Source organism: Pseudomonas ceruminis (genome assembly GCF_021602025.1).
GTDB lineage: Bacteria > Pseudomonadota > Gammaproteobacteria > Pseudomonadales > Pseudomonadaceae > Aquipseudomonas > Aquipseudomonas ceruminis.
Map to the genome: position 1 here is coordinate 36,783 of NZ_BQHW01000015.1, position 21,125 is coordinate 57,907.

Consider the following 21,125-nt stretch of genomic DNA (forward strand, 5'->3'; position numbering starts at 1 on the left):
GCACGCGTATTCCCGTAAAGGGCCATGGGCGCATCAGACATGCACCGCGACCTTAAGCGCCTCCAACGCCGGCTCGACCTTGATGCCCAGTTCCGTTCCCAGCTCCAGCACCCGCAGCAGGTCGTTCTGGCCCACCATCACCATCTGTAGCTCGTCATCGAGCAACTGGCTGAAATTGACCAGCACATAACCGCCAGCGTCCTTGTTCAAGGCACCCATTTGCACCTGAATTCGGTTTAGCGCCGTCAGCGGTTCGGTACGCGCCAGCTGCTTGGGCTTGAGGGTCAACGGCACGCTTTTGTCGAACGAGTCACTGATGTGCTGGAACAGCTCCTGGTAACTGTCGGCCTGGAATACCACTGTGTCCGGCAGGCTGCCCAGCACCACCCACTCCCCAAGCGGGATGGGGAAGCTGTCGTCGTAGTTGATGTCCGGGTTGGCAGCGAGGAAGGCGGCGGGGTCGGCGTAGGCCTGGGCGGCCTCGTCGGCAATGCGCTCGATATCGTCATCGCGCATGCAGCCGGCGGCAATGAGACTGATGAATTCGAGCAACTGGTTTTTCATGAAGGGGGCCTGCGACGGGTGAAAAGTCGCCAAGGATAGCCGCAAATGCCCCCTTGCAGTTAGCCGGCCAGCGCCTGCAGGCGTGCGGCAGTGTCCGCCGCGCCCATGGTCTGGGCAGCCATCAGCGCGGTAGCGCCCCGCGCATCCTGGCGCGCAGGGTCGGCGCCTTGGGCCAGCAGGTAATCAAGGATTTCACTGCGGTTGAACATGGCCGCCAGCATCAGTGCGGTACGCCCGTCCTGGGCCGCGGCATCCACCGGCACGCCGTTGTCCAGCAACAGGCGGATCATCGCCAGATCCCCCTTGAATGCAGCACCGGCAATCGGCAGTTGGCCGTTGTCATTGGCAATCAGGGCGTCGGCGCCATGCGCCAACAGCACACGTACCGCATCGTGATGGCCGTGGTAACTGGCCAGCATCAGCAGCGTGTCACCCTTGTGGTTGCGCAGGTTCGCCGGCAGACCGCTGGCCAGCAGGCGTTCGAGCATCGGAGCATCGCCCTGGCGTGCGCGCTCGAAGACCTGTTCGGCGAATGCCGCGGTTTCTTCATCGGTCATGGCAGCGGGCGTGTGTTGGTCGGACATCTGGAACCTCCTGGCAGAAAAGATTGCCCAAGTGTTTGTCAGGCACGGCCGGTAGGTCAAAGGTTCAGAATCTATGAGAACGATAGAGATTGCCCCGCCCGTGCAAAATGCACTATGCAAAATGCACGACCATGCAGCCTGCACGACGCCACTGGATAAAACAGTACGCAAATCATTGATTTTAAAACACTTTATGACAAGCACAGTTCTGGCACGGTCACTGCAACATACAACTCACGTCTGCCCACTTAACAGTCAGGAGTTGATATGGACCTCATCCAGGAAAAATTTGTCTCGGTGTTCTCGGCCTACCAGGTCACCACCCAGCCACGCCCCGATGGTGGCATCCTGCTGACCCTTCGCGCCGCTGACGGCAAAGTGACTCGCCGCGTGCTGACCTACGGGCAACTGCACAGCGCCGAGCAACTTTCCTGGGCGATCAGCGCCATTCGCCGTGATCTGGCCGAACAGGCCAGTGAATTGCCAGTCATCTCGATGCTGCAGAGCCAGCAGCGCTTCGCGCTGCCCACCTACCGCTGAGTTTGTCTGCACCGGCCCTGGCGCGGGTAAACCTGCTTTCACCACGTACTGCATTGCCCATAGGGATGGCGGGGTACGTGGTAAAACAGGCTTACCCGCAAGGGGCCGGAGCGGACACTAAAGCTCGTCGATCCCTGCGAAGGATCGCGCCGTTTCATCCCCGGTAAAGCGCGCCTGGGCCCCATGTTCACTGGCAAACAAGCGCAGCGCCAGGCAGAACGGATTGTCCCCCAGCTCTATCCAGCGCCGGCTACCTGCCGGTATCTCCAGTTGGTCGCCCTTCTCACACAACACCGCATAGACATAGTCGCCAAGGCGCAACCCTATTTGCGCACGGCCTGTCACCACGGCAAACACTTCGTCAACATCATGCACATGCTCATCACGCAGGTCGGCCTGCGCCGGGTCGGCACCGTTGCGGTTGAGCACGGTGAACGCCTTGCTGCCCTGGGCGGTCATCAGCGTATCGAGGTGTTCGCGGCACGCGTTGAGCACCTCGTCCTGGCTGGTGCCTGGACGCACCCGTAATTCGAGCGAGGTGTGGACAAAACGCACGCCCTGCTCGGCCAACGTCGCGGCGATGTCGGCATGGTGGGTCAGTACCTTGTTCGGCAAGGCCGGGCTGGACAGGTGGTAAACACAGAGGATGCTCATCAGCGGCGGGTCCTGGTCGATTTCAAACGAGTGGCAATGATAACGGCTGCCGCTAGCGCTGCGGCACTGGCCATACCAAAGGTGAAGGTCGGCCCCAGCCATTTCCAGCTGTAGCCTGAATACAGCGCCCCCAACGCACCGCCTGTGCCCGACAGCGCCGCATACAGCGCCTGCCCCTGGCCTTGCTGACGGGCACCGAAACTGGCCTGCACGAATGCGATGGACGCAGCATGAAAGCAGCCGAACGTCGCAGCATGCAACAGTTGGGCGAAGATCAGCACGCTCGGTTCGCCCGCCAGGTTGCCCAACAGCAGCCAGCGCACGGCCGCCAGCACAAAGCTGACCAGCAACACCTGCTGCACGCTGAAGCGGGCAAAGATGCGACTCATGGCCATGAACATGAGCACTTCGGCCACCACGCCCAGCGCCCATAGCAACCCGATGGCCCCGCGGCTGTAGCCCAGGTGCTCAAGGTGCAAGGTGAGGAAGGTGTAGTACGGGCCGTGGCTCAGTTGCATGAGCGCGACACAGGCGTAGAAAGCCACAACCCCCGGGGCCATCAACTGACGCAGGAAGCCTCCTGCTGCGCGGCGCTCGCCCTGCTCCACCGGCTGGGCGTTGGGCACCCACAGGCTGGCAGCGACGATACCGGCCATGATAGTCACCAGGGCGACGGGGTAGATGTCCAGGCTTAGCCATTCGAACAGACGCCCCAACCCCACTACGGTCAGGATGAAACCGATCGAGCCCCATAGCCGCACCTGGCTGTAGCGCGCCGTCTGGCCGTGCAGGTGGGCCAGGGTGATGACCTCGAACTGCGGCAGCACCGCGTGCCAGAAGAACGCGTGCAAGGCCATGACCAACGCCAGCCAGGCATAGCTCTTGCCAAAGAAGATCAGCGAGAAGGTGGCCAGGGTCGACAACGCGCCCAACCGCACGATCAGTAGCCGCTGGCCGCTGCGGTCACCCAGCCACCCCCACAGGTTGGGGGCGATGCAGCGCATCAGCATGGGGATGGCCACCAGCTCGCCGATGCGCGCCGGAGGGAAGCCGAGGTGGTCGAAGTACAGGGCCAGGAATGGGGCTGTGGAACCCAGCAGCGCGAAGTAGAACAGGTAAAAGCTGGACAGGCGCCAGTAGGGGATCGGGTTCATCAGGGCTCAGCCAGTAGGGTATTGCCTGTTCCGGCCCTCACAGGCTCACCCCCCTTGCGAAACGCGTGGGGTGTCTGTGGAGAGCCGGCTCGCCGGCGATAAGCCGGAACAGACCAATCAGCGCTGGCCCAGCACCGGGGTAGCGACCTTCACCTCGGCATTCTGCGCACGATGACGCAGCAGGTGGTCCATCAGCGCGATGGCCATCATCGCCTCGGCGATGGGCGTGGCGCGGATACCCACGCACGGGTCATGACGGCCCTTGGTGATCACCTCCACCGGGTTGCCATCGACATCGATCGAGCGGCCCGGCGTGGTGATGCTGGAGGTCGGCTTGAGCGCCAGGTGAGCGACGATCGGCTGGCCCGAACTGATACCGCCAAGGATGCCGCCGGCATTGTTGCTGAGGAACCCTTCCGGGGTCAGCTCGTCACGGTGTTCGGTGCCGCGCTGAGCGACGCTGGCGAAGCCCGCGCCGATTTCCACCCCCTTGACCGCGTTGATGCTCATCAGCGCATGGGCGAGCTCGGCGTCGAGCCGGTCGAAGATCGGCTCGCCAAGGCCCGGCATCACGCCTTCGGCGACCACGGTGATCTTGGCGCCGACTGAATCCTGGTCGCGGCGCAGTTGATCCATGTAGGCCTCGAGCTCTGGCACCTTGTCCGGGTCCGGGCAGAAGAAGGCGTTGTCCTCTACCGAGTCCCAGGTCTTGAAGGGGATCTCGATCGGGCCAAGCTGGCTCATGTAGCCGCGCACCTGAATACCCTGCGTCGCCAGGTACTTCTTGGCGATGGCTCCGGCGGCCACGCGCATGGCGGTTTCGCGGGCCGAACTGCGGCCACCGCCGCGGTAGTCGCGGGTGCCGTATTTGTGGTGGTAGGTGTAATCGGCATGGGCCGGCCGGAACAGGTCCTTGATGGCCGAATAGTCCTTGGACTTCTGGTCGGTGTTGCGGATCAGCAAGCCGATCGAGCAGCCGGTGGTGCGGCCTTCGAACACGCCTGAGAGGATTTCGACTTCGTCCGGCTCCTGGCGTTGGGTGGTGTGCCGGCTGGTGCCAGGCTTGCGCCGATCAAGGTCGTGCTGCAGATCGGCGAGGGAGATTTCCAGGCCCGGAGGGCAGCCATCGACAATGGCGACCAACGCCGGGCCATGGCTTTCGCCAGCGGTGGTGACAGTGAACAGCTTGCCGTAGGTATTGCCGGACATGAATGCTCCGCGAATCTGCCTGAGGTGAACGAGGCCGCCAGTATACGGAAATTTTCATGTGGGTTGGTTGTCTGTGCAGGCCTGTTCACGGCCAACCCCACGAACAGACCTGCACCGCCCCGCTATCTGCCGAACCTTCCCGCAAACGTTGGGTCAAAACGTCATCTCCCCATGTAGTACCGCATGATGCCGCGCCTCGTCGCCTTCCTCCTTCTGCTGTGCACCGGCCTAGCTCAGGCCGCCGCGCCTACCGTTCTGCAACGCCCCATCGACCTGGACACCGGCCAGGGCGTGCTGCACGGCAGCCTGCTGTTGCCCCAACAAGCCACGCCACCCCCGGTGGTGCTGATCATCGCGGGCTCCGGCCCCACTGACCGCGACGGCAACAACCCAGCCTCGGGGCGCATCGATAACCTCAAGCGCCTGGCGCTGCTGCTGGCCAACGAGCATATCGCCAGCGTGCGTTACGACAAGCGCGGCGTGGCCGCCAGCCAGCCGGCCACGCCTGACGAACGCAATCTCAGCGTCGAGCGCTACGTCGCCGACGTAGTGGCCTGGAGCCGCAAGCTCAAGGCCGACCCGCGCTTCGGCCCACTGATCCTGGTCGGCCACAGCGAAGGCGCGCTGATCGCCAGCCTCGCTGCCGAGCAGGCCGGCGCCAGTGCGGTGATCACCCTGGCCGGCAGTGGCCGGCCGCTGGCGGACGTGCTGCGCGAGCAACTGGCGCAACGCCTGCCCCCGACCCAACTGGCCCGCGGTAGCGCCCTGCTCGACCGCCTGCAGGCCGGGCAGACCAGCCTGGATGTGCCGGCCCCCTTGCGCCAGGTGTTTCGCCCCAGCGTGCAGCCATACCTGATCTCGCTGTTCCGCCAGGACCCGGCACAGGCCTTCGCCCGCCTGCCCATGCCGGCGCTGATCGTCCAGGGCCGCAACGACGTGCAGGTAGACGTCGCCGATGCCGAGCGTCTCAAGGCGGCCAAGCCGGACGCCCAGCTGGTGCTGATCGACGGCATGAACCACATGTTGCGTATCAGCCCCAAGGACATGCGCTTGCAACGCGACAGCTACCTCAACCCGGAGTTGCCCCTGGCCCGCGAACTGGGCGAACGGGTAGTGACGTTCATTCACCAACTGCCCTCCGCCTGAGGAGATCGGCGCAAAATGGCCTCAGGTCCTGGACGATACGGCCGATACGCTCTGTATTGGCCTGTATTTTGAGAACCGTCCAGATGACCGATGCCCCCGCCGCCGTAGAGCCGGCCGAAGAGCCACAAGCCCCGGAAAGCACCCCGCTACCTTGGGCCGACCTTGCTGTCGAACACTTCCAGTTGCTGCGCCTGGCGCCTCTGCCCACCGACCGCAGCAGTGGCGCACGACCACTGCGCTTCGTGGAATTCGGCCATGCCGAGCGTCACGACAAGGCCCACAGCCTGCTGCGCATGGAAGTCCGCCTGCCTGGGCAGAAAGTGCGCAAGGAGCAGAACCAGCTGGACGTGCGCGTGGACCACGCCGAGCGCCAGGTGAGCATCGGCAATGACGGCGGCCTGCAACTGGAGCCCGTGAACCGCGGCCTTGGCCGTTTCATGCTGGCCCAGGCAGTGCAGTGGCTGCAGCGCAAATGGCCGCATTACCAGGTTCAAGGCATGGCCCTGCCAAACAAGGATGCGCTGAATGAAGATACGCGCCTGCGCCGCGACCGCTTCCTCGGCGCGACCGGCATCGAGGTCGAATACGCCGACCCACAGCATCTCAAAGGCCGTAGCGTCGAAACCACGGCGGGCCAGCTCAAGGGTGGCTGGAACAGCGAAAAGGTACAGCGCGTAGGCATGCTCGATGCGGCGGGCATGTTGCAGCAGGCCGAGCAGCAGCTGCAGGAGAAAGTCGCCCAGTTGCGCGAGCGTGATGAGCGGGTGGCCAAGTACCAGCGCGAAGACAGCGGGCTGCGCTTTACCATCACCTGCCTGGTGGCCTTTGCAGTGTTCCAGGCGGGGTTGTTGATCTGGATTGCCACGCACTAGGGACCCGGGGCTGACGTGCAGCCCCAGGCCTTCAGCGTCAGACCCGAGCCTTGAACAGCTCCTGATGCTGCCGGCACTGCTCCGCCGTCAGCATGAACACCCCGTGCCCGCCCCGTTCGAACTCCAGCCAGGCAAAATCAACCTCGGGGTACAGCGCCTCGACATGCACTTGGCTGTTGCCCACCTCGACAATCAACAGCCCTTTGTCGGTCAGGTGTTCGGCCGCCTCGGCAAGCATGCGTCGCACCAGGTCCAGGCCATCGTTGCCACACGCCAGGCCTATCTCCGGCTCGTGGTGATACTCGGCCGGCATGTCACCGAAGTCTTCGGCATCGACATACGGCGGGTTGGACAGGATCAGGTCGAAACGCTGCCCTGGCAGGCCGCCGAAACCGTCGCCTTGCACGGTGTACACGCGCTCCTCGAGGCCATGGCGCTCGATGTTCTGGTTGGCCACCTCCAGTGCCTCGAAGGACAGGTCGGCAAGCACCACCTCGGCGTCGGGGAACACTTCGGCCGCCACGATGCCGATGCAGCCGGAGCCGGTGCACAGGTCGAGGATGCGTGCAGGCTCGGTCGCCAGCCACGGCTCGAAGCGTTTTTCGATCAGCTCGCCGATCGGTGAACGGGGCACCAGCACGCGCTCATCGACGATGAACGACATGCCGCAGAACCAGGCCTCGCCCAGCAGGTAGGCGGTGGGCACGCGTTCTTCGATACGGCGCTTGAGCAGGTGCTGCAGGCGTACGCGCTCGTCGTCCTCGAGCTGGCAGTCCAGGTAGCTGTCGGCTACCTCCCAGGGCAGGTGCACCGCACCGAGCACCAGCAGGCGGGCTTCGTCCCAGGCATTGTCGGCACCGTGGCCGAAGAACAGCTCGTGCTCATGGAAGCGGCTGACCGCCCAGCGGATGTGGTCGCGCAACGTGCGCAGACGAGATGTGATCACGGGGTACTCCTATTCAGACCTGACAAAAGTCTAACAGCCCAAACCGCACAATTGTTGCCACGGATCACCCCGTGAGTAGCCACAGGCCAGTAATCACGCCGGTTACGATGTCAACCATTCCCATTGGCGCCAAGGCAGGGGAGAATAGGTATACAAAAGCCCTACCCAAGGAGCCCTTGATGTCCGTTCCAACCACGATGTTCCGCCTCACTGGCCGCGACTACCCGCCGGCCAAGCTGAGCCAAGCCAGCCTGATCATCATCGATGCGCAAAAAGAGTACCTCAGTGGTCCGCTCGCGCTGTCGGGCATGGACGAGGCCGTGGCCAACATCGCCAGGTTGCTCGACGCCGCCCGCAAGGCCGGCCGTCCGATCATCCACGTCCGCCACCTCGGCACTGTCGGCGGTCGCTTCGACCCACAGGGCCCAGCGGGTGAATTCATCCCGGGCCTGGAGCCACGCGACGGTGAAATCATCATCGAAAAGCGCATGCCCAACGCCTTCAAGAACACTAAACTGCACGAAACCCTCCAGGAGTTGGGCCACCTGGACTTGATCGTGTGCGGTTTCATGAGCCATTCCAGCGTCAGCACCACGGTACGCCGGGCCAAGGACTATGGTTACCGTTGCACCCTGGTGGAAGATGCCTCGGCTACCCGCGACCTGGCCCTGAAAGACCAGGTCATTCCGGCTGCACAGATTCACGCGTGCGAAATGGCCGTGATGGCCGACAACTTCGCCTGCGTCGCGCCTACCGCCAGCCTGATCTGACCGCCCGGCGGCCAGGCGGAACCCGAAGGTCGACCGCAGGTCGTATTCCGGATGTCCACAGAGGAAATCGGAATGAAACTCAAAGGCAGTTTCGACGCCAAGCGCCTGCGCCCGCGCGAACCGCGTAACTGGGGTGCCCGCCTGGCCGCCGGCTTGTCGGCACTGCTGGCAACGCTCGGCGTGCTGCTGGCCATGGCCGGCGTCGCCGGGCTGCTCGGCAATTACCCGGCGCTGGCCGAACTCAACGCCAATCGGGCGTTGTCCGGCACCCTGGCAGTGGCCGGGTTGTTGCTGTTGTACCTGGGGGTGCGCTTCTGGCGGCGTAGCCGCATTCGCTTGCGCCGCGGGCGAGAGCTGAACCTGTCGCCGCACCTGATGAAGAAGCACGACTAAAGCCCTCGCTGCCTCCATGCCCTATCGCCGGCAAGCCGGCGCCCACAGTTCGATGGTGCCCTAGCGGAGCCGGCTTACTGGCGATAGGGCCGGTGCTGACGCAAAAGGGCTGATCGCGTAAACTACGCCGCCCACGCGGAGGCAGCATGCAAGACGACGATTTCTCCCTGTTCAGCGCCGAGGTGCGCGGCGTCAAGCCGATCAAGCACGACCGTGCCGAAGTCGGTAAACCCAAGGCTGACCGCAAGCAGCTCGCCGGCCTGCGGCAGGCCGCGACCGTGCGTAGCGACCAGCCGCTGGTGATCGACGGGCTGTCGGACCAGTTCGTCATCGACGTGGGCGCCGAAGACGAACTGATGTGGCGCCGCGACGGCGTACAGGAAAGCCAGATCCGTAAGCTCAAGCTGGGTCAGATTGCGTTCGAGGGCAGCCTCGATCTGCACGGCATGAGCGTGGAAAAGGCGCGCGAGACCCTCTGGGACTTCATCGCCGAGGCCACCAAGCTGGAAGTGCGCTGTGTGCGCGTTACCCACGGCAAGGCGGCACGCCTGGATGGCAAGCGCCCAATGATCAAGAGCCACGTCAACACCTGGTTGCGCCAGCACCCGCAGGTGCTCGGTTTTACCTCGTGCCAGGCCCGCCACGGCGGCACCGGTGCGGTGTACGTGATGCTCAAACGAACCATGATGGAAGGCCGCGACGAGTAACGCCACGCTTGCAGCAAGGGCGTTGCCGCCGTACCCTTCGTTTTTGCGATTTTTTCCCACAGGTAGATACATGTCCCTGGAACAGAACTACACCGAGATCCTCAGCCAACTTGGCGAGGACGTCTCCCGTGAGGGCCTGCTCGACACGCCCAAGCGGGCTGCAAAGGCCATGAAGTACCTTTGCCGCGGTTACGAGCAGACGCTGGAAGAAGTGACCAACGGCGCCCTGTTCACCTCCGACAACAGCGAAATGGTGCTGGTCCGGGACATCGAGCTGTATTCGATGTGCGAACACCATATGCTGCCTTTCATCGGCAAGGCCCATGTGGCCTACCTGCCCAAGGGCAAGGTGCTGGGCCTGTCCAAGGTCGCGCGGATCGTCGACATGTACGCCCGCCGCCTGCAGATCCAGGAAAACCTCAGCCGCCAGATCGCCGAGGCCGTACAGCAGGTCACTGGCGCTGCGGGTGTGGCCGTGGTCATCGAGGCCAAGCACATGTGCATGATGATGCGCGGTGTCGAGAAACAGAACTCGACCATGCTCACCTCGGTGATGCTCGGTGAGTTCCGCGAGAACGCGGCAACCCGCAGCGAGTTCCTCAGCCTGATCAAGTGATCGGCGCGTGACCCGAGCCGACCCTGTGGGGTCGGCTTTTTCATTTCAGGAGTTGCAACATGATCGTCAAAGCCTTGCGGGTCGGCCTCGGCCAGCTCATCGTGTTCGGCGACTGGATCAGCCGCCCAGCCAAGCGCAAGCGCGATGCCGCGGCACAGGCGCGTGTCGAGCAAGAGGCCAAGGGCCTTGCGCTGTACCAGTTCCATGCTTGCCCGTTCTGCGTGAAGACGCGGCGTACCCTGCACCGCTTGAACGTGCCGGTGGCGCTGCGCGATGCCAAGAACGATGCGGTGCACCGCCAGGCGCTGCTGGAAGGTGGCGGGCGGGTGAAAGTGCCGTGCCTGCGCATCGAAGAGGCAGGACAGGTGACCTGGATGTATGAATCCAAGGCCATCATTGCCTACCTGGACAAACGCTTTGCGTGATCGATAAAACGTGCTGCCCTATCGCCGCCGAGCTGGCGATAGGGCCAGTAACGCCTCAATCGACCATCGACACATGCCGAGGATGCGCGGCCACACGCTCCAGCCAGGCCCGCACCGCCGGGTAATCCGCCAGCTCGAAGCCACCCTGATGGGCCACATGGGTGTACGCATACAGCGCCACGTCGGCAATCGAGTACTGGTCACCGACCAGGTACGGCGTCATCTGCAACTGCCGCTCCATCACCTTCAGCGCCTTGTACCCACCCTTGTGCAGCTTGCGGTATTCCTCCACACGCTCGTCCGGCAAGCCCAGGTAGAACTGGATGAAACGCGCCACAGCAATGTATGGCTCATGGCTGTACTGCTCGAAGAACTGCCATTGCAGCACCTGGGTGCGCAAGCGTGGCTCGCTGGGCAGGAACTCGCTGCCATCGGCCAGGAAGTTGAGAATCGCGTTGGACTCCCACAGGTAGGTGCCGTCCTCGAGCTGCAGCACCGGCACCTTGCCGTTGGGGTTCATGGCCAGGAATTCGGGCGTTTCGGTCTCACCCTTGAGGATATCCACCGGATGCCATTCGTACGGACGGTCCAACAGGCTCAGCATCAGCTTGACCTTGTAGCAGTTGCCCGACTGGTAGTCGCCATAAACCTTGTACATCGCCCCTCCCCTCCCATGCAGTGAGCATTCGTGCCCAATAGTTGGCGACTGTACGGTTAAAAGCAATGCCTGCTGTATGGCAAAGATCAACCTTGGGCGCGTTAGTCTGCAAAAACTGCTTACACATGGACAAGGACCTACCCCATGACCGATGCCACCTCCGCACGCCTGCGGCCCCTGGCAGACAGCTCCCCTTCAGCAGTGGTCGCCGGTTTCATCGCCATGCTCACCGGCTATACCAGCTCGCTGGTGCTGATGTTCCAGGCCGGCCAAGCTGCCGGCCTGACCACGGCGCAGATTTCCTCGTGGATCTGGGCCCTGTCGATTGGCATGGCGGTTTGCAGCATCGGCTTGTCACTGCGCTACCGCACGCCCATCACCGTGGCCTGGTCGACGCCCGGCGCCGCCTTGCTGATTACCAGCCTGGGCGGGGTCAGTTATGGCGAAGCCATCGGCGCCTACATCACGTGCGCCGTGCTGGTGCTCATCTGTGGCCTGACCGGCAGTTTCGATCGCCTGGTCAAACGCATTCCGGCATCGCTGGCCTCGGCGCTGCTCGCCGGGATCCTGTTCAAGATCGGCAGCGAGATTTTCGTGGCGGCCCAGCACCGCACGCTGCTGGTGCTGGGCATGCTCTTCAGTTACCTGCTGGTCAAGCGCCTGTCGCCGCGGTACTGCGTACTGGCCGCCTTGCTAGTGGGCACGGCGCTCTCCGGCGCCCTCGGCCTGCTGGATTTCAGCGGCTTCGCGCTGGAAGTGGCGACACCGGTATGGACCACCCCGAGCTTCTCGCTGGCCGCGACCATCAGCATCGGGATCCCGCTGTTCGTGGTGGCCATGACATCGCAGAACATGCCCGGCGTGGCCGTGCTGCGCGCCGATGGCTACCAGGTGCCGGCCTCGCCGCTGATTTCGACCACCGGCTTTGCCTCGCTGCTGCTGGCGCCGTTCGGCTCGCACGGGGTCAACCTGGCGGCGATCAGTGCGGCCATCTGCACCGGGCCACATGCCCATGAAGACCCGAGCAAGCGCTATACCGCGGCGGTGTGGTGCGGGATCTTCTACGGCATTGCCGGGGTGTTCGGCGCAACGCTAGCGGCATTGTTCGCCGCGCTGCCCAAGGAGCTGGTGCTGTCGATCGCGGCGCTGGCATTGTTCGGCTCGATCATGAACGGCTTGACCGTGGCCATGGGCGAGGCGCGCGAGCGTGAGGCCGCGCTGATTACCTTCATGGTCACTGCGTCGGGGTTCACTCTGTTCTCGATCGGGTCAGCGTTCTGGGGGATCGTGGCAGGAGTAATCACCTTGCTGATCCTGAACCCGCGCAAAGCGTGATCACCCCACTGCTTGCACCGGCCACAGGGCCGGTGCAGCACTTACAACCGGAAGTGCCCCACCATGCCCTTCAAGTCGCTGCCCAACTGCGCCAGTTCGATGCTGGACCGGGCATTGCCCTGCATCGCCTGCGCCGCCTGATCGGCGCTGCCACGGATCTGCGTGACACTGCGGCTGATCTCTTCGGCCACCGAGCTCTGCTGCTCGGCCGCCGCAGCAATCTGCTGGTTCATTTGCTGGATCATGGACACTGCCGCAGCGATGCTGCCCAGGGCGCTCTCGGTATGCAGCGCATCGGCCACCGCCAGGCGCACCAGTTCGGTACTGCCACGAATCTGCGCCACCGACTGCTGGGCATTGCCGCGCAGGCTGGCCACCAGCCGTTCGATCTCTTCGGTCGAGTGCCGGGTGCGCCGGGCCAGTGCCCGCACCTCGTCGGCAACCACGGCAAAGCCGCGCCCCTGCTCACCGGCCCGGGCCGCTTCGATGGCGGCGTTGAGCGCCAGCAGGTTGGTCTGCTCGGCAACGCTCTTGATTACCTCCAGCACATCACCGATGGTATGAATTTCGGCACTGAGACTATCGATACCGGCACTGGCGGCTTCTGCCGCCACCGCTAGCTGCTCGATGCGTTGCATGCTCTGGCGCACCACCACCTGGCCGGAGTCGACCTTGTCGTCGGCGGCCTGGGCTGCCAGCGCTGCCTCTTCGGCATTGCGCGCCACATCGTGCACCGTGGCGGTCATCTGCTGCATCGCGGTGGCCACCTGTTCGGTTTCTTCCTTCTGGCTACCCACTTCGCGGTTGGTCTGCTCCGTCACCGCCGACAGCGCCTGGGCACTCCCGGCCAACTGCTCGATGCCCTGCTGCAGGCCGCTGACGATTCCCGACAGCCCCGCCGCCATCTGTTCGATGGCCTGCATCAACTGGCCGATCTCATCGTTACGCGGCGGCTCTGCCTCAAGGTTCAGTTCTCCCGCAGCGATACGCTGCGCCCGACCGATCACGCGCCTGAGCGGTGCGACCACCGCGCGGGTGATCAGCCAGGCCGCCAGCACGCCTACCACTAACGCCAGCCCGGTCGCCAGGGCGATGGCCACCGCATTGCGTGTCAGCTCGCCCTGCATGGCCAGTTCCTCACCGGCATACGCCTGGTCGACCTGGCGGGTGACCTGTTCAGCACGCGCCTGTAACTGGGCCTTGATGCCTTGCTCCTTGCCGAGCAGGTCGGTGTATTCGTTGAGTTTCTCGGAAAAGCTGCCAATGTGCCCGGCCACCTCACCGAGCACACTCTGGTAACCGGCATCGCCCACCGAGGCCTTGAGCTGCTCGACCAGTAGCGCAGCCTCCTCTGTCTGGGCGATGCGCGACTGGCCTTCACCCGCCTCGCCTTTGCGGCTTTTGTCCAGGCGCACCCGCGCCTCATCCATGGCCTGCAGCATCAACCGGGCGACCTGCGCCACTTGCGCGGCCTGCTCGAGAAACTCGCCGCCCTGCTGGCCTTGGGACTGCTTGAGGGTATACGTGCCATCGTCCGCCAAACCGGCCTGCAACACGTCGAGGTTATTGGCCACACTGGACACCGACCAGCTGGCCATGTCCAGCGCCAGCTCCTTGGCCTGCACCACCTCGACGAACGCTTCGAAGGCCTGGCCATACGCCGCCAGGTCGGCCTGCGCGGTTGCCAGCGCCGGCAGAATACGCGCGCGATCGCTCAGGTTTTGCAGGCCACTGCGCAAGGCATCGGCCTCCTGGGCGTCGGAGCGCAGGGCAAAGGCCTGTTCGTGCTGACGCAACCTGAGCAGATCGGTATTGAACTGGCCCAGCTGACGCAGGCCATCGAAGCGCTGGCCGACCCCGTGCAAGGCAACAATGCCGATGCCCGCCACCGCCAGGGTCAGCAGCAATACCAGGGCAAAGCCCAGGCCCAGTTTGCGGGCCATGCCCAGGTTGGCCAGAACACCGTGCCTGCTCGCCACCATCGCCGATCCCCTTCGCTTTGTGCGGTTTCCCCGAAGGCCAAGCGTGGCAACTCGGACGCCCCGGCAACAAGACCTTGGCGGAAGAATGGTGTCAAATGGCTATACAGGCGTCGCTATCAGCTTGCTGAAGGTCGTCCTGCGTGCAAAAGGAAGGCTTGAGCGCGGGAATCCTGTCCATAGGCGACATTGATGCGTAGCCAGTTACTGCCGCACCCTTGGTAGTCGAACGCACTGCCGGGGGTGAGCAGTACGGCATGTTGCGTTGCCAGCCGTTCGAGGCTGGCGAAGTCACGCCCTGGCACCCGCGCCCAGACGAACATACCGCCATAGGGCTCGCAGAACACTTGCCAACCGTACTGCTCCAGTTGCCCAAGCAATTTGGCCATGTGCTGCCCCAGGCGCACCCGCAGGCGCGGGGTACTCTTGCGATAACTGCCGTTGGCGAGCATCTGCCCGACCACCTGCTCGGCAAAGCGTGAAGTGCCAATGCCGCTGACCATTTTCAGCTCGGCCAGGCGCGCCAGCAATGGCGCATCGGCCACCAGGTAGCCCACCCGCAGCGAACTGCTCAGGGTCTTGGAAAAGCTGGCCATGTAGATGACCCGTTGTTCACTGTCGAGGGTGGCCAGGCGGGTGGCCGGGCCTTCCTGGAAGTCTGCGTAGATATCGTCTTCGATGATGCGCACATCATGCTCACGGGCCAGTTCCAACAGGCGGTAAGCCACTTTGGGCGTCAGGCTGGTGCCGGTCGGGTTCTGGTACAGGCTGTTGATGAACAGGCAGCGGGGACGGTGCTCGGCCAGCAGTTGCTCGAGCACGGCCACGTCCGGGCCGGCGACCGTGCGCGGTACGGGCAGCATGCGCACCTGGTGCTGGCGCAGCAAGTTGTACAGGTTGTAATAGCCTGGGTTTTCCACCAGCACCGTGTCGCCGGGGCACAGCAGCGTGCGCACCAGCAGGTCGAGGCCATGGCTGGCGCCCTGGGTGGTGAGGATACGCTCCGGGCCGGCAGCAATGTCCAGCCGCGCCAGACGCTTGTGCAGTTGCAGGCGCAGCTGGGCCAAGCCCATGGGCGGGCAATAGTCGAACAGATCCTGCGGGTTGCCGCGGCTGACCTGGCGTATGGCCTGGGCCAACTCGGCCTCCGCCCGCCACGCGGTGGGCAGCCAGCCACAGCCCAGTTTGAGCACCTCATCATGGCCTTCGCGAAACTGCCGCCAACTGCCATCGCCGGCCTCGCCCCACACGGGTTGGTCATCCACCGCCAGCCCTGGTTTGCGTTCAGCGACGAAAAAACCGGTGCCGTGGCGCGCCTCGAGCCAGCCGCTGGCGACCAGACGGTCGTAGGCTTCGATCACGCAGGACGCACTGATCGCCTGAGTACTTGCCAGGGTGCGGATCGAGGGGAGACGCGCGCCGGGGCGCAGACGTTGTTGCTCGATCCAGGCTTGCAGGTGGTCGGTGAGTTGCTGCACCAGAGGGATTGGGCTTTGGCGGTCGAGGGGAACGTGCATGGCTTGAGTGTTCGGCGGTTTTGAGCGAACAGTTAAGCATAAATGGGGCGGTGCTGTGTCTTGTTGGCGGGCAGAGCAAGCAGCACTGTTGCCCGTACCGACATCCCAGTACTCCAGGAATACTCCATGCCCCCGCGCTCCAACCCTGCCCTGCTGGCCTTTGCCCTGTGCTTGATCACCCTGGCCGTGAACCTGCAGGCCCCGCTCTATATCACCTACGCCGACCTCTGCGGCCAGGGCGCCGCCGCCACCGCCGTGGCCTTCTCCGGTTATGTCCTGGGCGTATTGCCTGTGCTGCTTGCTCTGGGCGGGCTGGCCGATCGGGTGGGGCGCCGACCGCTGATTATCGCTGCACTGTTGCTGTCGATGGTCGCCACGGTGCTCATGCTGCTGGCCCCTGGCCTGAAAACCCTTGGCCTGGCCCGCCTGTTCCTGGGCCTGGGCACCGGCCTAGCCTCGGCCACGGCAACCGCCTACATGGGCGAGCTGATGGGGGCCGACAGCAGCGGCCGGGCCGCCAACTGGGTAACCGCCAGCACCTCGCTGGGTTTTGGCCTGGGCGCGGCGCTGACCAGCCTGTTCCTGCTTAGCGGCCCGAGCCTGACCCCTGGCAGCTTCCACGTGCAGCTGTTGCTCGCCGCCGTGGCCGTGATGCTGGTATGGCGCCTGCCCGACCCGCGCCCGGCGCAACGCAGCGCCATGCTGCGCCTGCCCTTCTATCCCAAGGGCAGCGTGGTATACGGGCTGGCCATCCTGCTTGCCTGGGCTTGCGTCGGCCTGGTCATCGCGTTGCTGCCAGGGATACTGCGCCAACACGGCCTGAGCGCCTGGTCTGGCTTTTCGACCTTTTGCGTGATCAGCTGCGGCCTGCTGTTCCAGCCACTGGCACGGCGCCTGGCCAGTGTGAGGGCCACCCTGCTGGGCCTGGCGATCCTGCCCTGCAGCTACGCCCTGCTGGCCTGGGGCGCCGAGCGGGGCCACCTGGCTGCAGTGCTGTTCGGCGCGGTGGCGGCCAGCAGTGCGTGCTATGGGTTCATTTACCTGGGCGGGCTGGCGGCGGTGAACCAGTTGGCCGGTAGCGAGAAAACCCGAGCCAGCGCTGGGTTCTTCTTGTTGGCATACCTGGGGTTCAGTGTGCCGGTGATCTTTACCGGGTTGCTGAGTGACCGGCTGGGATCGGGCCTGGCCTTGCTGATGTTTGGCGGGATGCTGGTGTGTGGCTGTGTGGCTGTGGCGTTGGCCTTGATATTACCGGCAACCCTGTCGCCGGCAAGCCGTCTCCCGCAGGCACCCCGCTGACCTCACGCCTGGTGGCGACTGGCCGGGGTCAGATCGCCGTCGCGCCACCGTCCACCGTCAAGCTATGCCCCGTGGTGAATGCAGCCCCATCACTGCACAGGTACAGCACCGCGCTGGCAATTTCTTCCACTTTGCCGATGCGCCCGACCGGGTGCATGGCGGCCGCGAACTCGGCCTTGCGCGGGTCGGCCTCGTACGCACGGCGGAACATGTCGGTGTCGATCACGGCCGGGCACACTGCATTCACCCGGATGCCCTTCTTGGCGTATTCGATGGCCGCCGATTTGGTCAGGCCGATCACCGCATGTTTGGAGGCGCTGTAGATACTCATCTTCGGCGCCGCCCCCAAACCTGCCACCGAGGCGGTGTTGACGATCGCACCGCCTCCCTGGGCCAGCAGCAGCGGCAGTTGATACTTCATGCACAACCACACACCTTTGACGTTGACGCCCATGATGGCGTCGAACTCCGCCTCACTGCCCTCGGCCAGGCGGTGCTGCTCGATCTCGATGCCGGCATTGTTGAAGGCATAGTCCAGCCGGCCATAGGCCTGGATGGCTTGCTGGTGCAACTGACGCACATCGGCCTCCCTGGTGACGTCGCAGGCCACGAACAGCGCCTCGCCATCCGCTTCACGAATCAGCGCCACCGTCGCCTCGCCCCCCACGGGGTCCAGGTCGGCCACCACCACCTTCAGGCCCTCGCGGGCAAACGCCACCGCCGTCGCCCGGCCGATGCCTGCCGCACCGCCGGTGACCAGGGCTACCTGGCCGGAAAAGGTCATGCTCATGTTCTGCTCCTGAAGGGGGTGGAATCGGCTCAGCGCTGCCTGGGCGGCCTTGGTGTCTAGGCTGAGTCTAGCCAGGGCACCGCCCGGCTGGGCAGCATCATCACACCAGCGGTTGAGCTACCATGCTTATCAGTGATTTTGCAGACCTACTGGCATCACCACGTTAAATTGCCCTTACTCTTTCCTGCCCACAAGGACCCTGCCATGACCCAGACCAATCGCCGCTTCCTGCTCGCCAAACGCCCGGTCGGCGCCGTGCGCCGCGATGATTTCACCTTCGAGACGGTACCCGCCCAAGCCCCGGGTGACGGCCAGGTGCAAGTACGCAACCTGTACCTGTCGCTGGACCCGGCCATGCGTGGCTGGATGAATGAAGGCAAGTCGTACATCCCGCCGGTCGCCCTCGGCGAGGTGATGCGCGCCCTGGGCGTGGGTGAAGTGGTGGCGTCCAACCACCCAGGCTACAAACCCGGCGACCATGTCAGCGGCGTGCTGGGCGTGCAAGACTATTTCACCGGCGAACCCCAGGGCCTGTACAAGATCGACCCTGACCTGGCCCCCCTGCCCCGCTACCTTTCAGCCCTCGGCATGACCGGCATGACCGCCTACTTCGCCTTGCTCGACGTCGGCCAGCCCAAGGCCGGTGACACCGTGGTCATCTCCGGCGCTGCCGGAGCGGTGGGCAGCATCGTCGGCCAGATCGCCAAAATCAAAGGCTGCCATGTGGTCGGCATCGCCGGCGGAGCGCAGAAGTGCCAATACCTCAAGGACGAACTGGGCTTCGATGGCGTGATTGACTACAAGGCCGAAGCGGTGCTCGACGGCCTCAAACGCGAATGCCCCAAGGGTGTCGATGTCTACTTCGACAACGTGGGCGGCGAGATCCTCGACGCCGTGCTGACCCGCATCAACTTCAAGGCCCGCATCGTGATCTGCGGGGCGATCAGCCAGTACAACAACAAGGAAGCGGTCAAAGGGCCGGCCAACTACCTGGCACTGTTGGTGAACCGCGCGCGGATGGAAGGCTTCGTGGTGACGGACCACACCAAGGAGTATGGCAAGGCGGTGCAGGAAATCGCCGGATGGCTGGCCAGTGGCAAGGTCAAGAGCAAGGAGGATGTGGTGGAGGGGCTGGAAACCTTCCCGGAGACGTTGCTCAAGCTGTTCAGCGGGGAGAACTTCGGCAAGTTGGTGTTGAAGGTTTGAAAATGGGTTGAATCAGTCCCTGTCAGGAAATACAAACCGCAGAGGCTGAATCTAGTAAGATTCAGCCTCGCACCTTATGGGATTTGCAGAGTAGACCATGATCAAGATCACCCCAACCATCGAGTGCTCCAACACCGCGCCCTTCGTGCTGTTCGGCGGCATCAACGTCCTCGAGTCCGAAGACCTTGCCCTGAGGGCCTGTGAAGCGTACGTGCGCGTCACTCAGAAACTGGGCATCCCCTACGTCTTCAAAGCCAGCTTCGACAAAGCCAACCGCTCCTCGATCCACTCCTACCGTGGCCCAGGCCTGGAAGAAGGCCTGCGCATCTTCGAAAACGTGAAAGCAGCGTTCGGCGTGCCGATCATCACTGACGTTCACGAAATCCACCAGGCCGCGCCAGTGGCCGAAGTGGTCGACGTGCTGCAACTGCCTGCGTTCCTGGCCCGCCAGACGGACCTGGTCATCGCTTTGGCCAAGACCGGCAAGCCTGTCAACATTAAGAAGCCTCAGTTCCTGAGCCCTTCGCAAATGCAGAACATCGTGCAGAAGTTCAAGGAAGCCGGTAACGACCAGCTCATCCTGTGCGACCGCGGCACCTGCATGGGCTATGACAACCTGGTGGTCGACATGCTTGGCTTCGGCGTAATGAAACGCACGTGCGACAACCTGCCGATCATCTTCGACGTGACCCACGCCCTGCAGAACCGCGATCCATCCGGCGCCGCTTCCGGTGGCCGTCGCGAACAGGTCGTGGACCTGGCCCGCGCCGGCATGGGCGTTGGCCTGGCGGGCCTGTTCCTGGAAGCCCACCCGAACCCGGACCAAGCCAAGTGCGATGGCCCAAGCGCCCTGCCGCTGGACAAGCTGGAGCCCTTCCTGGCGCAGATCAAGGCGCTGGATGACCTGGTGAAGTCGTTCCCGCCGCTGGTGATTGCCTGAAATGAAAAGGGGCTGCACTGCAGCCCCTTTGGGTATGGATCAGCCGCGAATTTCGGCCACCACCGCCGCCAGTGCTTGCGCCGGGTCTGGCGCCTGGCTGATCGGGCGGCCGATCACCAAGTAATCGGAGCCGGCATCCAATGCCTGACGTGGCGTCAGGATGCGGCGCTGGTCGTCCTGGGCACTGCCCGCCGGGCGAATACCTGGGGTAACCAGTTGCAGCGACGGGTGCGCTGCCTTCAGTGCCGGGGCTTCGAGTGCCGAGCAAACCAAGCCGTCCATGCCCGCCTTTTCGGCCAACGCGGCCAGGCGCAGCACCTGCTCCTGCGGCTCGATATCCAGGCCAATGCCTGCCAGGTCCTCGCGCTCCATGCTGGTCAGCACGGTCACACCGATCAGCAGAGGTTGCGGGCCGCTGCGCTTGGCCAGTTCTTCGCGGCAGGCCGACATCATGCGCAGGCCCCCGGAGCAATGCACGTTGACCATCCACACGCCCATCTCGGCCGCTGCCTTGACCGCCATGGCGGTGGTGTTGGGAATGTCGTGGAACTTGAGGTCGAGGAACACCTCGAAGCCCTTCGCGCACAGGGTTTCGACAATGCCGGCAGCGCTGCTGGTGAACAGCTCCTTGCCAACTTTTACCCGGCACAGCGCGGGGTCGAGCTGGTCGGCCAGTTTCAGGGCGGCGTCACGGGTAGGGAAATCCAGGGCGACGATCAGGGGCGTCTGGCAGGCGGACATGTCGAGGTCTCTTTGGCAAGTCGAAAACGGCGCGCATTGTAAACGAAGTAGGGGTGCCTTTGGGGGCCGCAGGTCACGAG

Annotated in this window: 23 protein-coding genes and 1 pseudogene; 12 read left to right on the top strand and 12 right to left on the bottom strand. The window is 64.0% G+C overall.

Annotation, left to right across the window (positions count from 1 at the left end; all coding sequences use genetic code 11):
• Positions 1 to 33: 33 nt before the first annotated feature.
• Entirely contained in the window at positions 34 to 564 is a 531-nt protein-coding gene (locus L6D80_RS17595) for a hypothetical protein (protein WP_054900410.1), read from the bottom strand.
• Positions 565 to 623: 59 nt separating this feature from the next.
• Positions 624 to 1,148 carry an ankyrin repeat domain-containing protein gene (locus L6D80_RS17600; RefSeq protein ID WP_054900411.1) on the bottom strand — a complete coding sequence of 175 codons (525 nt, stop codon included), beginning with the start codon at positions 1,146 to 1,148 and terminating at the stop codon, positions 624 to 626.
• A 267-nt stretch (positions 1,149 to 1,415) separates the two neighbouring features.
• Between L6D80_RS17600 and L6D80_RS17605 the strand changes: the two genes are divergently transcribed.
• Positions 1,416 to 1,688, top strand: a complete 273-nt coding sequence (locus tag L6D80_RS17605) for a DUF3509 domain-containing protein (RefSeq protein WP_054900412.1) — start codon at positions 1,416 to 1,418, stop codon at positions 1,686 to 1,688.
• A 117-nt stretch (positions 1,689 to 1,805) separates the two neighbouring features.
• On the opposite strand, the gene L6D80_RS17610 is transcribed toward L6D80_RS17605, so the two are convergent.
• The 3 genes from L6D80_RS17610 to aroC form a co-directional block, all read right to left on the bottom strand.
• Positions 1,806 to 2,342 carry an oxidase gene (locus L6D80_RS17610; protein ID WP_054900413.1) on the bottom strand — a complete coding sequence of 179 codons (537 nt, stop codon included), beginning with the start codon at positions 2,340 to 2,342 and terminating at the stop codon, positions 1,806 to 1,808.
• Positions 2,342 to 3,496 carry an MFS transporter gene (locus tag L6D80_RS17615; RefSeq protein WP_054900414.1) on the bottom strand — a complete coding sequence of 385 codons (1,155 nt, stop codon included), beginning with the start codon at positions 3,494 to 3,496 and terminating at the stop codon, positions 2,342 to 2,344. The genes L6D80_RS17610 and L6D80_RS17615 overlap by 1 nt, the downstream gene beginning before the upstream one ends.
• Before the next feature lie 117 nt (positions 3,497 to 3,613).
• A complete protein-coding gene (gene aroC, locus L6D80_RS17620; protein ID WP_054900415.1) occupies positions 3,614 to 4,705 on the bottom strand; it encodes a chorismate synthase in 1,092 nt (363 codons plus the stop codon).
• A gap of 183 nt (positions 4,706 to 4,888) precedes the next feature.
• Here aroC and L6D80_RS17625 point away from each other — a divergent pair, with 183 nt between their 5' ends.
• A complete protein-coding gene (locus L6D80_RS17625) occupies positions 4,889 to 5,851 on the top strand; it encodes an alpha/beta hydrolase (RefSeq protein WP_054900416.1) in 963 nt (320 codons plus the stop codon).
• 83 nt (positions 5,852 to 5,934) lie between these two features.
• The gene (locus L6D80_RS17630) at positions 5,935 to 6,723 is read left to right on the top strand and encodes a hypothetical protein (protein WP_176512748.1); all 789 of its coding nucleotides are present in this window, start codon (positions 5,935 to 5,937) and stop codon (positions 6,721 to 6,723) included.
• 37 nt (positions 6,724 to 6,760) lie between these two features.
• Here L6D80_RS17630 and prmB read toward each other — a convergent pair whose 3' ends face one another.
• Positions 6,761 to 7,669: a 50S ribosomal protein L3 N(5)-glutamine methyltransferase gene (gene prmB, locus L6D80_RS17635; RefSeq protein WP_176512749.1), complete on the bottom strand. Its 909-nt coding sequence runs from the start codon at positions 7,667 to 7,669 to the stop codon at positions 6,761 to 6,763.
• 179 nt (positions 7,670 to 7,848) lie between these two features.
• On the opposite strand from prmB, the gene L6D80_RS17640 reads away from it, so the two are divergent.
• The 5 genes from L6D80_RS17640 (at position 7,849) to L6D80_RS17660 (ending at position 10,580) form a co-directional block, all read left to right on the top strand.
• Complete coding sequence (locus L6D80_RS17640) at positions 7,849 to 8,439, top strand: cysteine hydrolase family protein (RefSeq protein ID WP_054900419.1); 591 nt, start codon at positions 7,849 to 7,851, stop codon at positions 8,437 to 8,439.
• Positions 8,440 to 8,511: 72 nt separating this feature from the next.
• A complete protein-coding gene (locus L6D80_RS17645; RefSeq protein ID WP_176512750.1) occupies positions 8,512 to 8,832 on the top strand; it encodes a hypothetical protein in 321 nt (106 codons plus the stop codon).
• 146 nt (positions 8,833 to 8,978) lie between these two features.
• A complete protein-coding gene (locus L6D80_RS17650; protein ID WP_176512751.1) occupies positions 8,979 to 9,539 on the top strand; it encodes a Smr/MutS family protein in 561 nt (186 codons plus the stop codon).
• Between the two features lie 70 nt (positions 9,540 to 9,609).
• The gene (gene folE, locus L6D80_RS17655; RefSeq protein ID WP_054900422.1) at positions 9,610 to 10,155 is read left to right on the top strand and encodes a GTP cyclohydrolase I FolE; all 546 of its coding nucleotides are present in this window, start codon (positions 9,610 to 9,612) and stop codon (positions 10,153 to 10,155) included.
• 59 nt (positions 10,156 to 10,214) lie between these two features.
• Positions 10,215 to 10,580 carry a glutathione S-transferase N-terminal domain-containing protein gene (locus tag L6D80_RS17660; RefSeq protein WP_054900423.1) on the top strand — a complete coding sequence of 122 codons (366 nt, stop codon included), beginning with the start codon at positions 10,215 to 10,217 and terminating at the stop codon, positions 10,578 to 10,580.
• 55 nt (positions 10,581 to 10,635) lie between these two features.
• On the opposite strand, the gene L6D80_RS17665 is transcribed toward L6D80_RS17660, so the two are convergent.
• Entirely contained in the window at positions 10,636 to 11,238 is a 603-nt protein-coding gene (locus L6D80_RS17665; protein ID WP_054900424.1) for a glutathione S-transferase family protein, read from the bottom strand.
• Positions 11,239 to 11,382: 144 nt separating this feature from the next.
• Here L6D80_RS17665 and L6D80_RS17670 point away from each other — a divergent pair, with 144 nt between their 5' ends.
• Positions 11,383 to 12,573 carry a benzoate/H(+) symporter BenE family transporter gene (locus tag L6D80_RS17670; RefSeq protein ID WP_054900425.1) on the top strand — a complete coding sequence of 397 codons (1,191 nt, stop codon included), beginning with the start codon at positions 11,383 to 11,385 and terminating at the stop codon, positions 12,571 to 12,573.
• A 41-nt stretch (positions 12,574 to 12,614) separates the two neighbouring features.
• Here the strand turns inward: L6D80_RS17670 and L6D80_RS30355 are convergent, their stop codons facing one another.
• From L6D80_RS30355 to L6D80_RS17680, 3 genes and pseudogenes are all read right to left on the bottom strand, one after another.
• Positions 12,615 to 13,496 carry a methyl-accepting chemotaxis protein gene (locus L6D80_RS30355; protein WP_371263298.1) on the bottom strand — a complete coding sequence of 294 codons (882 nt, stop codon included), beginning with the start codon at positions 13,494 to 13,496 and terminating at the stop codon, positions 12,615 to 12,617.
• Positions 13,476 to 14,555 (bottom strand): annotated as a pseudogene (locus tag L6D80_RS30360) (HAMP domain-containing protein); the annotation flags it as partial. The pseudogene L6D80_RS30360 and the gene L6D80_RS30355, both read right to left, overlap by 21 nt.
• 116 nt (positions 14,556 to 14,671) lie before the next feature.
• On the bottom strand, positions 14,672 to 16,069 hold the full coding sequence (locus L6D80_RS17680; protein WP_176512752.1) for an aminotransferase-like domain-containing protein: 1,398 nt from the start codon (positions 16,067 to 16,069) through the stop codon (positions 14,672 to 14,674).
• Positions 16,070 to 16,111: 42 nt separating this feature from the next.
• Between L6D80_RS17680 and L6D80_RS17685 the strand changes: the two genes are divergently transcribed.
• Positions 16,112 to 17,368, top strand: a complete 1,257-nt coding sequence (locus tag L6D80_RS17685) for an MFS transporter (protein ID WP_176512753.1) — start codon at positions 16,112 to 16,114, stop codon at positions 17,366 to 17,368.
• Between the two features lie 28 nt (positions 17,369 to 17,396).
• On the opposite strand, the gene L6D80_RS17690 is transcribed toward L6D80_RS17685, so the two are convergent.
• Positions 17,397 to 18,158, bottom strand: coding sequence for an SDR family oxidoreductase (locus L6D80_RS17690; protein WP_054900429.1), 762 nt, complete (start codon positions 18,156 to 18,158; stop codon positions 17,397 to 17,399).
• A gap of 204 nt (positions 18,159 to 18,362) precedes the next feature.
• Between L6D80_RS17690 and L6D80_RS17695 the strand changes: the two genes are divergently transcribed.
• Both L6D80_RS17695 and kdsA read left to right on the top strand, forming a co-directional pair.
• On the top strand, positions 18,363 to 19,364 hold the full coding sequence (locus tag L6D80_RS17695; RefSeq protein WP_054900430.1) for an NADP-dependent oxidoreductase: 1,002 nt from the start codon (positions 18,363 to 18,365) through the stop codon (positions 19,362 to 19,364).
• Between the two features lie 97 nt (positions 19,365 to 19,461).
• The gene (gene kdsA / locus L6D80_RS17700; protein WP_176512754.1) at positions 19,462 to 20,304 is read left to right on the top strand and encodes a 3-deoxy-8-phosphooctulonate synthase; all 843 of its coding nucleotides are present in this window, start codon (positions 19,462 to 19,464) and stop codon (positions 20,302 to 20,304) included.
• Between the two features lie 39 nt (positions 20,305 to 20,343).
• Here kdsA and pyrF read toward each other — a convergent pair whose 3' ends face one another.
• Positions 20,344 to 21,045, bottom strand: a complete 702-nt coding sequence (pyrF, locus tag L6D80_RS17705; protein ID WP_054900432.1) for an orotidine-5'-phosphate decarboxylase — start codon at positions 21,043 to 21,045, stop codon at positions 20,344 to 20,346.
• Positions 21,046 to 21,125: the final 80 nt, after the last annotated feature.

Coding starts and splice junctions, on each gene's coding strand:
- L6D80_RS17600 (WP_054900411.1), bottom strand. CDS start 1,148: ATGTCCGACCAACACACGCCCGCTGCCATGACCGATGAAGAAACCGCG.
- pyrF (WP_054900432.1), bottom strand. CDS start 21,045: ATGTCCGCCTGCCAGACGCCCCTGATCGTCGCCCTGGATTTCCCTACC.
- aroC (WP_054900415.1), bottom strand. CDS start 4,705: ATGTCCGGCAATACCTACGGCAAGCTGTTCACTGTCACCACCGCTGGC.
- L6D80_RS17630 (WP_176512748.1), top strand. CDS start 5,935: ATGACCGATGCCCCCGCCGCCGTAGAGCCGGCCGAAGAGCCACAAGCC.
- L6D80_RS17640 (WP_054900419.1), top strand. CDS start 7,849: ATGTCCGTTCCAACCACGATGTTCCGCCTCACTGGCCGCGACTACCCG.
- L6D80_RS17625 (WP_054900416.1), top strand. CDS start 4,889: ATGATGCCGCGCCTCGTCGCCTTCCTCCTTCTGCTGTGCACCGGCCTA.
- L6D80_RS17610 (WP_054900413.1), bottom strand. CDS start 2,342: ATGAGCATCCTCTGTGTTTACCACCTGTCCAGCCCGGCCTTGCCGAAC.
- L6D80_RS17665 (WP_054900424.1), bottom strand. CDS start 11,238: ATGTACAAGGTTTATGGCGACTACCAGTCGGGCAACTGCTACAAGGTC.
- folE (WP_054900422.1), top strand. CDS start 9,610: ATGTCCCTGGAACAGAACTACACCGAGATCCTCAGCCAACTTGGCGAG.
- kdsA (WP_176512754.1), top strand. CDS start 19,462: ATGATCAAGATCACCCCAACCATCGAGTGCTCCAACACCGCGCCCTTC.
- L6D80_RS17695 (WP_054900430.1), top strand. CDS start 18,363: ATGACCCAGACCAATCGCCGCTTCCTGCTCGCCAAACGCCCGGTCGGC.
- L6D80_RS17595 (WP_054900410.1), bottom strand. CDS start 564: ATGAAAAACCAGTTGCTCGAATTCATCAGTCTCATTGCCGCCGGCTGC.
- L6D80_RS17660 (WP_054900423.1), top strand. CDS start 10,215: ATGATCGTCAAAGCCTTGCGGGTCGGCCTCGGCCAGCTCATCGTGTTC.
- L6D80_RS17605 (WP_054900412.1), top strand. CDS start 1,416: ATGGACCTCATCCAGGAAAAATTTGTCTCGGTGTTCTCGGCCTACCAG.
- L6D80_RS17680 (WP_176512752.1), bottom strand. CDS start 16,069: ATGCACGTTCCCCTCGACCGCCAAAGCCCAATCCCTCTGGTGCAGCAA.
- L6D80_RS17670 (WP_054900425.1), top strand. CDS start 11,383: ATGACCGATGCCACCTCCGCACGCCTGCGGCCCCTGGCAGACAGCTCC.
- L6D80_RS17650 (WP_176512751.1), top strand. CDS start 8,979: ATGCAAGACGACGATTTCTCCCTGTTCAGCGCCGAGGTGCGCGGCGTC.
- L6D80_RS30355 (WP_371263298.1), bottom strand. CDS start 13,496: ATGCAGGCCATCGAACAGATGGCGGCGGGGCTGTCGGGAATCGTCAGC.
- L6D80_RS17690 (WP_054900429.1), bottom strand. CDS start 18,158: ATGAGCATGACCTTTTCCGGCCAGGTAGCCCTGGTCACCGGCGGTGCG.
- L6D80_RS17685 (WP_176512753.1), top strand. CDS start 16,112: ATGGGGCGGTGCTGTGTCTTGTTGGCGGGCAGAGCAAGCAGCACTGTT.
- L6D80_RS17645 (WP_176512750.1), top strand. CDS start 8,512: ATGAAACTCAAAGGCAGTTTCGACGCCAAGCGCCTGCGCCCGCGCGAA.
- L6D80_RS17615 (WP_054900414.1), bottom strand. CDS start 3,496: ATGAACCCGATCCCCTACTGGCGCCTGTCCAGCTTTTACCTGTTCTAC.